We start from the raw sequence: 11,327 nt of genomic DNA, 5'->3' as shown, positions 1-11,327 counted from the left end.
CCCGGTCCCCTGTGCGCCTCAAGGCCGGCGGCACGGCGCCCAAACTCGCTACGCTCAGACATGGGCGCCTCTACGGCCGCCGTCCTCTGCGGTGCTCGGCGGGCTTTAAGTCGCTGAAAGTCAAGGTCAACAGTCGCTCTTGACCTTGCTGGCACTCGGACAGCCCGCGCTGATCGCAGACCCGAAGGGCGGCGCGCAGGGACGCGCGCCGTTTTTCGGTCACGACAGGATGTCGTGTCGAAAAATCCCGGAAGACTTACCGTTCACGATTGTGCTCCGTCGGGGAGGCCCTTTCTTTTGGCGACTTTTCTTTGGGCCAGCAAAGAAAAGTCGCCCGCCGCCTTGGTGGCGGAAGCCTTTGATTCTTGCATTGAATCAATGCCCCTTCATCAAGGTCGGCAATCGATTTCGCCCGCCTTCGATATACGACGCCTTATCAGTGAGGCATACGAAGCATCCGCTTCCTTCCGGGCCACCCTGGCCCTGGCCCAGGCCCCAACCGCAACCGACCGCACAATTCGACGCACCGCTGCGGTCGCAAGTCACAGAACCGCAATCGCCCCAACCGTGGTCACTGGACACGGCGTGCCGCTACCCCGGCAATCGGCAGGCCGGCAATGACGCCGGCGCACCAACACAGGGAACGAACCATGCGCAGGAAGATCATCTTGATGCTGGGGTTGGCCGCCACTGTCGCCGCGGGTGCGGCGATCGCCGCGATCGGCCCGACCGGACCCGGGCAGTTCTACTACTACTTCGACGATGCCGGACAGGTGGTCGGCTACAGCGCCATCCGTTGCGATGGCAGCCGCGAGAGTTGGGGCAAGGGCACGCGCAACTACTCCGACGGCTACTTCCTCTGCGAACCGGAGATCTGACCCCGGCCGCAATGGCCTTGCGCCAACGCAGACGGGCCGGCGATGCCGGCCCGTCTGTGCATCCACGCGGGCGTCGTCACTCCTTCTCGGGCACGCCCAGCTCGGCCAGCACCTGCGGTGCCGGGAACACTTCCTGCATGATCCAGCGCATGTAGCGCTGATCGACGCCGATCACCCGGGTCATCGCCGGATCGAACACCCAGTTCGAGCTGACGCTTTCCCAGTTCATGTCGAACACCAGTCCGACCAGGCGGCCGTGCGCGTCCATCGCCGGCGAACCCGAGTTGCCGCCGGTGATGTCCAGGTCGGCCATGAAGTTGACCGGCACGGTGCCCAGCTTGCGGTCTTCCAGACCGCCGTAGTTCTTGGCCGCGATCGCGTCCAGCAACGTCTGCGGCGGATCGAACGGCGCCTCGCCGGTCGCCTTGGCCGCGATCTGCTCCAGCTGGGTGAACGGCGCCTGTGCGCTGCCGTCGGCCTTGGTGTAGCCCATCACGTTGCCGAAAGTGATCCGCAGCGAGGAATTGGCGTCGGGATAGACGTGTTCGCCCTTGCTCTTGCGGTAGTCGGCGACCGCCTGCAGGTACAGCGGGCGCGCCAGCAGCGCGTCGCCGGCGCGGGCCTTGCCCTCCTCCTCCAGCGCCAGCAGGGTCGGCATGATCGCCACCGCGAACCGGATCGCCGGATCGCGGCTCTTCTCGAATGCGGCGCGATCGGACTTCATCAGGTTGAGGCGGATATCGGTGATGCCCAGGTCGGTCCTGGCGAGCTTGCCCAACGCCCGCTCGATCGCGCGCTCATCGTCGCCACCGAGCCATTCGTCGACCACCGCGACGCGCTGGTCCTGAGGCAACTTGAGATACTCGCGCAGCCAGTAGGCCTGCAGCTGGCGATCCATCTTCGGCTCGTAGCGACGCTCCATCTGCCTCAGGCCGCCTTCGAACGCCGGCAGGTCGCGTTCCTGGTAGCCGGGTTCGCGCTCGGCATCGGGCTTGGCGCGCTCGATCGACAGGCGATAGAGCTGGACCGCGGCGCCGATCGCGCCGGTACGGCGCAACTGGCCGAACACCAGGTCGCGTTCGCGATGGGCGCGGGCCTGCTCGTCGAGCTCGACCAGGCGGGCGTGGGCGTCCAGCGCCGGCTTGCCCTTCTCGCCCTGGCCACGCAGCCACTCCAGCACCGCCGCTTCCTCGGCCTGCTTGGCGGCGGCGGCATCGATGCGACGGAAGCCCTCCAGCTGGCCGTCGTAGTTCTTCATCGCGTTCTGCCAGCCACGCACGGTGCTGGCGTACTTGACCGCGACATCGGGATCGTCCTTGCCGGCTGCCTCGACCAGGGCGATCAGGTTCTTGTAGTGCTGGCCGACGGTCGGATAGGTCCAGTCCGCGGTCTCGTCGAACTCCTCGGCAAGCGCGTAGCGCGCGGTGCGGCCCGGATAGCCTGCGACCATCACGAAGTCGCCGGGCTCGAGCGGACGGTCGGCGATCTTCAGCCAGTGCCGCGGCTGGTAAGGCACGTTGTCGTCGGCAAAGGCCGCCGGCTTGCCGTCCTTGCCGACATAGGCGCGGTAGAACGAGAAATCGCCGGTGTGGCGTGGCCACATCCAGTTGTCGACCTCGCCGCCGTAATTGCCGATGCTGCCCGGCGGCGCGTAGACCAGGCGCACGTCGCGGATCTCGAGGTTGCGGAACAGCCGATAGGTGTTGCCGCCGGCGAAGCTGTAGAGGCGGCAGCGGTAACCGTCCTCGGCCTCGCAATCGGCGACCAGCTGCTTCTCCACATTCTCCAGCGCGCGGGTGCGGCCCAGCGCATCGGGTGCGGCGGCGATCGCGGCGGTGACCTGTTCGGTGACGTCGCGGATCGAGTCCAGCGCGTAGATCCGCGCATTGGGGCCGGCCGAGACTTCGTCGCCCGGGGTCGGCGCATTGAAGCCGTCCTGCATCAGGTTGCGCTCGGGCGTCGAGTTGAGCTGGATGGCGCCATACGCGCAGTGGTGGTTGGTCACCACCAACCCCTGCGGAGAGACGAAGCTGGCGGTACAGCCGCCCAGCGAAACCACCGCGCCCATCGGATCGCCGGTCAGATCGGCCAGCTGTTCGGCCTTGAGCTTCAGGCCGGCCTTGCGCAGCGGCTTGGCGATCTCCGGCAATTGCTGCGGCACCCACATGCCTTCGCCCGCGCGGGCGTCTCCGGCGACTGTGCAGGCAACGAACAAGGTCGCGGCCATCGCCAGGATCGAATAACGCATCTGAAGCATCTCCCTACTGAACAGATCAATCGGCGAGTCTAGCCCGCGGGGTTTGGTGATGGTCAATCCGACGCCATGCGCCGGTTGTGGTAGGCGCCGGCATCCATCGCGATCCGGAGACGCCGGAACCAGTTCCAGACATGCGCCGCCGCCAGCGACAGGCTGCCGGCGACGGTGAGCACGGTCTCCCGGCTCTCGGTGGGCCAGCCGAGCGCACCGGCCAGCAGCGCCACCAGCCCGAAGCCCGCCAGCAACCACAAGGCCCATGGCAGCGGGCACTGGCGGTGCGAGCACCACAGCCCGGTCGCCGCCAGTGGTGCGGCCAGCGCCAACAGCAGCAGGTGCACCCAGGCGGCATCGGCGCCCGCGGCAAGCATCGGCAGGAACGCCGCCAATGCCGGCAAGGCGAGGCAATGCAGCAGGCACAATCCCGACAGGCCGATCGCAGAGATGTCGAACAACTGAAGCCCGGCAGACTTCATTGCAGATCGCTCCCTTTCCATAATTGAAATGTTATAACATTTCAATTATGGAGTAGCCAGTGCCGATACTGGCGCGCGACTTGCCGCACCCGCGCCATTGCCCTCTCTCCGCCGCCACCTGCGGCGGCCACCCCTCCTCGGGCAGCCGCCGATGCCCCGGACGCAGGCGCGTCATTCGGCCGGCAGCCGCATCTCCTCCAGCAAGTGCGGCGCAGGATAGACCTTGGCCATCAGCCAGCGCAGATAGCGCATGTCGACGTGGATCGCGCGCTTGTAGCGCGGGTCGTACATCCAGCTGGCGCTGACCGCTTCCCAGTTGCTGTCGAAGTTCAGGCCGATCAGCCGCCCCTCGGCATCCATCACCGGGGAACCGGAGTTGCCTCCGGTGGTGTCGAGGTTGGTCATGAAGTTGACGGTCTGGGTGCCCAGGCTCGGCTCGGCGGTGCTGCCGAAATCGCCCTTGGCGATCGCCTCCAGTAACGGCTGCGGCGCGTCGAAGGGTTCCTCGCCGGTGTGCTTTTCGACGATGCCCTTCACCGTGGTCAGCGGCAGGTAGCGCACGCCGTCGCGCGGATCGAGGGTACTGATCCGGCCGTAGCTGACCCGCAAGGTCGAGTTCGCATCGGGGTACACCGCCTCGCCGTTGGCGCGGCGATGGCCGATCAGGGTGCGCATGTAGGCCGGACGCAGGCGCAGCAGCTCGCCCTCGTGGGTCTTGTAGGCGTCTTCCAGCCGCAGGATCGCCGGCATCAGGCGCGCGGTCGCGCGCAGCAACGGGTCCTGCGAAGCCGACAGCGTTTCTCGATCCGCCTGCATCGCCGCGACCCGCACCGTCTCGTCTCCGAATGAGGTGCCGGCGTACAGCGCGGCGACCGCGGCGCGCACCTGCTCCGGGGTGGTGCCGAACACCGCATCGAACTCGGCCAGGTGCTGGTCCGCCGGCAGCGCCTGGTATTGCAGCACCAGGTCGGTCAGCAGGGCCTGTTCGACCGCCGGCGCATAGCGGCGCTGGAGCTGGCGCAACTGGCCCTCGATCAAGGCCGTGTCGCGTTGCTGGTAGCCCGACTCGCGTTCGGCGTCGGGCCGCTCGCGTTCGATCGCCAGCCTCTGCACGGTCACCGCCGCGCGCAGCAACTGCGGCAGGCGCAGGATCGTGGTGACCAGTTGGTCGCGTTCGCGGGTCGCGGCGACCTCGTCGAGCACCGCCTGCGCGGCGGCGATGTCGGCACGGGTCGTGTCGGCGTCGTCCTGGCTGTCGAGCCAGGCCAGCATCGCCGCCTCGTCGGAACGGCGGGTAGCGACCGCGTCGCTGCGGCGCAGTCCGTCGAGCTCGCCCTGGGCGCGCTTGAGGCCGTTGAGCAGGCCGCGCAGCAACGAGGCGTAGCGCACCCGCGCCTCGCCGTCGTCGGCACTGGCGTTCTCGATCACCTCGATCATGCGCCGGTACAGCGCCACCCGCGAGGGCAGCTGCCAGTCGACCTGGCCTGCGAATTCGGAAGCCATCCGATGGCGGAAGGTGATGCCGGGATACCCGGCCAGCATCGCGTAGTCGCCCTGCTTGACGTTGCGGGTTGACACCTGCAGATGCGCCGGCGGATGGAACGGCACGTTGTCGGGCGAGTGATCGGCCGGGCGCCCGTTCGGACCGACATAGGCGCGCAACAGGGTGAAATCGCCGCTGTGGCGAGGCCACATGAAATTGTCGACCTCGCCGCCGTAGTTGCCGATGCTGCTCGGCGGCGCGTACACCAGACGGATGTCGCGCAGCTCGAGCTGCTTCACCAGATAGAAGTCGCTGCCGTAGTCCATGTTGGCGACGCTGCAACGCTGCGCCGGCATCTGCTCGCACTCGGCGACCGCGGCCTTGCCGGCGCCATCGACGGCGTCGAAGTAGGCGCGCCCGCGCTTGCCACGCGCAGCGGCCAGAACGCGATCGGTGATGCGCTCGAATCCGGTGGTCACCAGCACCCGGTAGTCGGGATTGGCCGGCAACTCGGCGGCACGATCGGCGGCGACGAAGCCCTCGGCGATCAGGTCGCGCTGCGGCGAACTGTTGTACTGGATCACCCCGAAGGCGACGTGGTGGTTGGTCAGCACCAGACCGTCGGCGGAGACGAACGCACCGCTGCCGCCGCCGACCTTGACCACGGCGTTCATCGGCGGCTGCGCCAGCTCGCTCAGCGCTTCGGGCCGGCCCTCGAAGCCGGCCGCCTTCATCTGCGCGGCGATGTCCGGCAGTTGCGAGGGCATCCACATGCCCTCGTCGGCGTGCGCGGCTCCGGCGGCGGAAACGATCAGCGCGGACGCGAGGGCGGGCAACAACAGACGGTGGCGCATGGTCGATCCGTTCATCAGTCCGTCAATCCGGCACAGGGAAGCCGGACGATAGGTCAAGCCTGCGGCCGTGGGCAAACCGGCGGCCCGCGGCGGCGGCCAACGGCCACGACGCGCAAGGTCGCCGCCCCGTGGCGGTCATCGCCACCGATCGGGGCGCCCAGGGGGCCCGGCGTATAATTGCCGGTCTCCCCAACCGCCTCGGCGACCCCCATGACGCAAATGATGAAGGCCCTGGTCAAACGCGAAGCAGGCAAGGGCATCTGGATGGAACAGGTGCCGGTGCCGTCACCGGGCCCGAACGAGGTCCTGGTCAAGCTGGAAAAGACCGCGATCTGCGGCACCGACCTGCACATCTACCTGTGGGACGAGTGGAGCCAGCGCACGATCGAGCCGGGACTGGTGATCGGCCACGAGTTCGTCGGCCGCGTGGTCGAGATCGGCCCAGGCGTCACCGGCTACCGCCCGGGCCAGCGCGTCTCCGCCGAGGGCCACATCGTCTGCGGCCACTGCCGCAACTGCCGCGCCGGCCGCCAACACCTGTGTCCGAACACGATCGGCATCGGCGTCAATCGCAACGGCGCGTTCGCCGAATACATCGTGATGCCGGCCAGCAACCTGTGGCCGATCCCCGATCAGATCCCCGGCGAGCTGGCCGCGTTCTTCGACCCCTACGGCAATGCCGCGCACTGCGCGCTGGAATTCGACGTGGTCGGCGAGGACGTGCTGATCACCGGCGCGGGTCCGATCGGCATCATCGCCGCCGGCATCTGCAAGTACATCGGCGCGCGCAACGTGGTCGTCACCGACGTCAACGACTACCGCCTCAAGCTCGCCGCCGACATGGGCGCGACCCGCGTGGTCAACGTCGCCAACACCTCGCTGAAGGAAGTGATGGCCGACCTGCACATGGAGGGCTTCGACGTCGGCCTGGAAATGAGCGGCAATCCGCGCGCGTTCAACGACATGCTCGACTGCATGTACCACGGCGGCAAGATCGCGATGCTCGGCATCATGCCCAAGGGCGCCGGCGCCGACTGGGACAAGGTCATCTTCAAGGGCCTGACCATCCACGGGATCTACGGCCGCAAGATGTACGAGACCTGGTACAAGATGACCCAACTGGTGCTGTCGGGCTTCCCGCTCGGCAAGGTGCTGACCCATCAACTGCCGATCGACGACTTCCAGGAAGGCTTCGACCTGATGGAATCGGGCAAGGCCGGCAAGGTCGTGCTGAGCTGGGTCTGAGCCGGCGATGTCCGCAGCCGCATGGCTGACCGGGCTGGTCGCGCTGTTGCTCGCCGGCCTGGTCGCGACGATGATCCGCGGCGCGCGCCTGCCGGCCCGCCCGCGCGGTGACGACCGCGAGCCCCCACAGGCACCGTAGGCCCCGCGAAAGCCCCATCGCGGCTCACGCCGCTCCTACAAGGCCCAAGGCCCCAGCCGGGGGCGATCCGTGCCACAGGCACGGATGGGAGTGTGGCAGCGCAACGCCGGGGCCCAAGGTGTGCGCAGCGAACTTTGGGGACTCCCGGGCGCGGCCCGGGGTCGCGACTCACGCCGCGGCTACGGGATTGCGTGCCGGCGGATGGCGTTGACGTTGTCCGTTCGCATGCTCGGACCGCGGGACGTCCTGCGAGTCCGGGCGGCTTCGTCGGCAGTGGGGGCGGCAACAGGTTTTCGTAGGAGCGGCGTAAGCCGCGATGAAGCATTCACGGAAAGCCCTCTTTTCCGAATCTCCGGTCGCCGCGCCTACCGGGGCACAGCATGCCGCCGCTCGCGCCACCACTGCCAGGCGAACACCAGGAACATCGCGGTCAGCCACAGGCCCAGGATCCACTCCAGACGGTTCTCCCAACGCTCCCGCGCCATCGGGTCGGCGAGCGTCGCGGTGACCGCCACGCTGGTCAGGCCGACGGCCAGCATTCCGACCGCGACCCTGCGCAGCGCCGCGAACCCTGGCGCGTCCTCCCGGTCGTGCGACATCCGCCGCAACAGCGCCATCAGGGCAAGGAAGGTGCCGCCGAAATAGGCGGTGATGCCGTAGCGACGCAGCAGGCCGTAGATCTCGCCCTCGCTGCCGAGGGCGCTGGTGTACAGGGCCAGGAACGCGCCCGCGACGATACCCAGCCAGGCGATCTCCGCCGGATCGCGCCCGCCACGCAGTTGCAACCAGCGCCGCGCCCGCCACCAGAACAGTGCCTGCAACCCCGCCGCGGGCAGCATCAGGGCCTTGAACAGACCATTGCCGACTCCGTGTCGTGCCGCCCGGCTGATCGACACGCAGCCATCGATATACGGCACGCAGGCCGGCACCAGCCCGTCGCGGACCGACAGCCACAGCGCCACGTGCCCGGCCACCAGCGGCAGCAGCGCGCACAGCAGCGGCAGCCACCACGGCGGCGGCAGGCAGGCCGGCATGGGTCCGCTGCGGGAGTCCATGCATCGATGCTAGGCGATACCGGCCCTCCCTGCCGCGATCCCCGTGCGCCCAGCCGATAGAATGGCGTTTTCCCCGCGCCCTCCCCGCCCACGCCGGAGCCGACCATGCCGAACGACACCGCCCCCGCCTCGCTGACCGCCCGCTACGCCGACGAGCTCGACTCGATCCGCGAGCAGGGCCTGTTCAAGGCCGAGCGGATCATCACCAGCCCGCAGTCGGCCGAGATCACCCTCGCCGACGGCCGCACGGTGCTGAACTTCTGCGCCAACAACTACCTCGGCCTGGCCGATCACCCCGATGTCATCGCCGCCGCCAAGCAGGCGCTGGACAGCCACGGCTTCGGCATGGCCTCGGTGCGCTTCATCTGCGGCACCCAGGACCTGCACAAGCAACTGGAGCAGAGCATCGCCGACTTCTTCGGCACCGAGGACACCATCCTCTATGCCGCCTGCTTCGACGCCAACGGCGGCCTGTTCGAACCACTGCTGGGACCGGAGGACGCGATCATCTCCGACGCCCTCAACCACGCGTCGATCATCGACGGCGTGCGCCTGTGCAAGGCGCAGCGCTTCCGTTACGCCAACTGCGACATGGCCGACCTGGAAGCCCAACTGCAGGCGGCCGACGCCGCCGGCTGCCGGACCAAGCTGATCACCACCGACGGCGTGTTCTCGATGGACGGTTTCATCGCTCCGCTCGACGAGATCACCGCGCTGGCGAAGAAGTACGGCGCCCTGGTCCACATCGACGAATGCCACGCGACCGGCTTTCTCGGTGCCCACGGCAAGGGCTCGGCCGAGGTCAAGGGCGTGCTCGAGCGCATCGACATCATCACCGGCACCCTCGGCAAGGCGATGGGCGGCGCACTGGGCGGCTTCACCACCGCCAGGCGCGAAGTGATCGAGATGCTGCGCCAGCGTTCGCGTCCGTACCTGTTCTCCAACTCGCTGCCGCCGCACGTGGTCGCCGCCGGCATCAAGGCCTTCGAGATGCTCTCCAGCGCCGGCGAGCTGCGCGAGCGGCTTGCGGCGAATACCGCCTACTTCCGCGAGCGGATGAGCGCCGCCGGCTTCGACCTCAAGCCCGGCGTGCACCCGATCGTGCCGGTGATGCTGTACGACGCACCGCTGGCACAGCAGTTCGCCGCGCGCCTGCTGGAGGAAGGCATCTACGCGATCGGCTTCTTCTTCCCGGTGGTACCGAAGGGGCAGGCACGCATCCGCACCCAGATGAGCGCGGCGCATACCCGCGAGCACCTGGACCGCGCCATCGACGCGTTCACCCGGATCGGTCACGAACTGGGGGTGCTCAAGACCGCCTGATCCGGGCTCGCGGCAATCGGCCCGCGGGCGGCTGCGGGCCGGCTGCGGGTTCAGCGCGTGGGGTGCGCCAGCGCTTCGAACTCGGCGCGACTGAGTTCGCGCCATTCGCCCTTGCCCAGTTCGCCGATCGCCAATTCGCCGATCGCGACCCGGACCAGCCGTAGCACCGGCAACTGGAATGCCGCCAGCAGGCGGCGGATCTGCCGGTTGCGTCCCTCGTCGAGCACGATCTCGAGCCAGGCGTTGCGGCTGCCCAGGCGCAAGACCCGGGCACTGCGTGCGGCCAGGTGTTCGCCCGCGTCCTCGACGCCGGTCACCAGGGCCGCGAGCACCTCCGCACTGGGCTGGCCGCCGACCTGGACGTGGTAGGTCTTGTCCGGGCCGGAGTCCGGACCGGTGATCCGCGATGCCCAGCCGGTGTCGTTGCTGAACAGCAGCAGCCCTTCGCTGGCCTTGTCCAGCCGCCCCACCGGCGCGATCCAGGGCAGACTGGCGCCATCGAAGCAGCGGTAGACAGTGTCGCGCCCCTGCTCGTCGCGGACCGTGGTGACCAGGCCGCGCGGCTTGTTGAGCATCAGGTAGAACGGCGTCGGCGGTCGCAGGTCGAGGCCGTCGACCCGGATCGAGTGGCGGTCGCGCACGACCGGGAACTCCGGATCGCGGACCACGCGCCCGTCCACGCTGACCCGCCCCGCCTGCACCCATCGCGTCGCCTCGGTACGCGAACACACCCCCTGCTTGGACAGGGTGCGGGCCAGGCCGTGGCGGATCATCGCTCCCATCGCGACAGCGGCCGCTTTCGCGGCCGCCCTCGGGTCAACTTCGGAACCGCCATGGCTTACTGGCCGTCGCCCTCGGCTACGGCCGCCTCGGCGTTCTCCGCCGGCGCCGGCGCGGCCGCCGCGGCCGGTGCGCCCTTGGCCACGCGCACGCCACGCGACTTCATCCAGGCATCGAACTCCTCGGCGGTCATGCGCTTGCCGTTCTGGTTCATGTCGAAGCGCCACGGGCCGTTGTCGAACTCGGTGCGCGGCTTGTACGCGGCCGGCGCCTGCGTCTCGGCCGCGGCCGGCGTGGTGGCCGGCATCGCCTTGGCCAGGCTCTGGCAGTTCTCCAGCTTCAGCCGGAACACCACCTGGTCGATCGACTGCGCCTCGTCGTAGGCATGCGCAAGTACGCCGGTCGGTGCGCCGAGCTGGTGGCTGGGCACGCTCAGCTCGCCCGACACCGGCGCCACGATGGTCGGGCGGATCGGCATCGACTTGGGCGCGACCAGCGCATTGCAGTCGCCGGCCTGCTGGGCCTGGGCCATCCCGGCCATGAGGATGAGTGGGAGGGCAAGGACGGCGCGCTGCATGAAGTTCTCCTGATCGATGCGCCCGATGCGCACGGGATGCGCGGGCGTGATCGGAGTGTAGGCGCGGGATGCGACGGCGACAACCGCCGATTGCGGGTTTGCGACCTGCGGCGGCGACGGGCATGACCGCCCGCACATACCGCCATGCGCCCGCCGGCGGCGGCACGACGCGGACAAAAAGAAACCCGGCACGGGGCCGGGTTTCCTTCGAGTCGGTGGCAGGCCCTCGGGCCCGCCGGGCCGGACTCAGTTCTGCACGTTCA

At 68.6% G+C, this 11,327-nt stretch carries 10 protein-coding genes; 4 read left to right on the top strand and 6 right to left on the bottom strand.

What is annotated here, in order from left to right:
- Positions 1–650: 650 nt before the first annotated feature.
- Positions 651–878, top strand: a complete 228-nt coding sequence (locus FKV24_RS15580; RefSeq protein WP_141483040.1) for a DUF6289 family protein — start codon at positions 651–653, stop codon at positions 876–878.
- 76 nt (positions 879–954) lie between these two features.
- On the opposite strand, the gene FKV24_RS15575 is transcribed toward FKV24_RS15580, so the two are convergent.
- The 3 genes from FKV24_RS15575 to FKV24_RS15565 all read right to left on the bottom strand — a co-directional run bounded on the left by FKV24_RS15575 (position 955) and on the right by FKV24_RS15565 (position 5,945).
- Positions 955–3,126, bottom strand: coding sequence for a S46 family peptidase (locus FKV24_RS15575; RefSeq protein WP_111268128.1), 2,172 nt, complete (start codon positions 3,124–3,126; stop codon positions 955–957).
- 62 nt (positions 3,127–3,188) lie between these two features.
- Complete coding sequence (locus FKV24_RS15570; RefSeq protein ID WP_141483039.1) at positions 3,189–3,608, bottom strand: MerC family mercury resistance protein; 420 nt, start codon at positions 3,606–3,608, stop codon at positions 3,189–3,191.
- A gap of 171 nt (positions 3,609–3,779) precedes the next feature.
- Positions 3,780–5,945, bottom strand: a complete 2,166-nt coding sequence (locus tag FKV24_RS15565) for a S46 family peptidase (RefSeq protein WP_425481659.1) — start codon at positions 5,943–5,945, stop codon at positions 3,780–3,782.
- A gap of 210 nt (positions 5,946–6,155) precedes the next feature.
- Here FKV24_RS15565 and tdh point away from each other — a divergent pair, with 210 nt between their 5' ends.
- Both tdh and FKV24_RS20080 read left to right on the top strand, forming a co-directional pair.
- Positions 6,156–7,190: an L-threonine 3-dehydrogenase gene (tdh, locus tag FKV24_RS15560; RefSeq protein WP_211371890.1), complete on the top strand. Its 1,035-nt coding sequence runs from the start codon at positions 6,156–6,158 to the stop codon at positions 7,188–7,190.
- A gap of 7 nt (positions 7,191–7,197) precedes the next feature.
- Positions 7,198–7,329 (top strand): hypothetical protein, encoded by a 132-nt coding sequence (locus FKV24_RS20080; RefSeq protein WP_262982903.1) that lies wholly within the window; start codon positions 7,198–7,200, stop codon positions 7,327–7,329.
- Positions 7,330–7,694: 365 nt separating this feature from the next.
- Here the strand turns inward: FKV24_RS20080 and FKV24_RS15555 are convergent, their stop codons facing one another.
- Positions 7,695–8,384 carry a hypothetical protein gene (locus FKV24_RS15555; RefSeq protein ID WP_141483038.1) on the bottom strand — a complete coding sequence of 230 codons (690 nt, stop codon included), beginning with the start codon at positions 8,382–8,384 and terminating at the stop codon, positions 7,695–7,697.
- Between the two features lie 105 nt (positions 8,385–8,489).
- On the opposite strand from FKV24_RS15555, the gene kbl reads away from it, so the two are divergent.
- A complete protein-coding gene (gene kbl, locus FKV24_RS15550) occupies positions 8,490–9,707 on the top strand; it encodes a glycine C-acetyltransferase (RefSeq protein ID WP_141483037.1) in 1,218 nt (405 codons plus the stop codon).
- A 50-nt stretch (positions 9,708–9,757) separates the two neighbouring features.
- Here kbl and FKV24_RS15545 read toward each other — a convergent pair whose 3' ends face one another.
- Both FKV24_RS15545 and FKV24_RS15540 read right to left on the bottom strand, forming a co-directional pair.
- Complete coding sequence (locus FKV24_RS15545; RefSeq protein ID WP_425481658.1) at positions 9,758–10,480, bottom strand: pseudouridine synthase; 723 nt, start codon at positions 10,478–10,480, stop codon at positions 9,758–9,760.
- A gap of 65 nt (positions 10,481–10,545) precedes the next feature.
- Entirely contained in the window at positions 10,546–11,064 is a 519-nt protein-coding gene (locus FKV24_RS15540) for a hypothetical protein (protein ID WP_111268131.1), read from the bottom strand.
- Positions 11,065–11,327 lie beyond the last annotated feature (263 nt).

This window comes from Marilutibacter maris, assembly GCF_006546735.2.
Classification (GTDB): Bacteria; Pseudomonadota; Gammaproteobacteria; order Xanthomonadales; family Xanthomonadaceae; genus Marilutibacter; species Marilutibacter maris.
This window is presented reverse-complemented; position numbering and strand designations above follow the sequence as displayed.

Coding starts and splice junctions, on each gene's coding strand:
- FKV24_RS15580 (WP_141483040.1), top strand. CDS start 651: ATGCGCAGGAAGATCATCTTGATGCTGGGGTTGGCCGCCACTGTCGCC.
- FKV24_RS15575 (WP_111268128.1), bottom strand. CDS start 3,126: ATGCGTTATTCGATCCTGGCGATGGCCGCGACCTTGTTCGTTGCCTGC.
- FKV24_RS15570 (WP_141483039.1), bottom strand. CDS start 3,608: ATGAAGTCTGCCGGGCTTCAGTTGTTCGACATCTCTGCGATCGGCCTG.
- FKV24_RS15565 (WP_425481659.1), bottom strand. CDS start 5,945: ATGCGCCACCGTCTGTTGTTGCCCGCCCTCGCGTCCGCGCTGATCGTT.
- tdh (WP_211371890.1), top strand. CDS start 6,156: ATGACGCAAATGATGAAGGCCCTGGTCAAACGCGAAGCAGGCAAGGGC.
- FKV24_RS20080 (WP_262982903.1), top strand. CDS start 7,198: ATGTCCGCAGCCGCATGGCTGACCGGGCTGGTCGCGCTGTTGCTCGCC.
- FKV24_RS15555 (WP_141483038.1), bottom strand. CDS start 8,384: ATGGACTCCCGCAGCGGACCCATGCCGGCCTGCCTGCCGCCGCCGTGG.
- kbl (WP_141483037.1), top strand. CDS start 8,490: ATGCCGAACGACACCGCCCCCGCCTCGCTGACCGCCCGCTACGCCGAC.
- FKV24_RS15545 (WP_425481658.1), bottom strand. CDS start 10,480: ATGATCCGCCACGGCCTGGCCCGCACCCTGTCCAAGCAGGGGGTGTGT.
- FKV24_RS15540 (WP_111268131.1), bottom strand. CDS start 11,064: ATGCAGCGCGCCGTCCTTGCCCTCCCACTCATCCTCATGGCCGGGATG.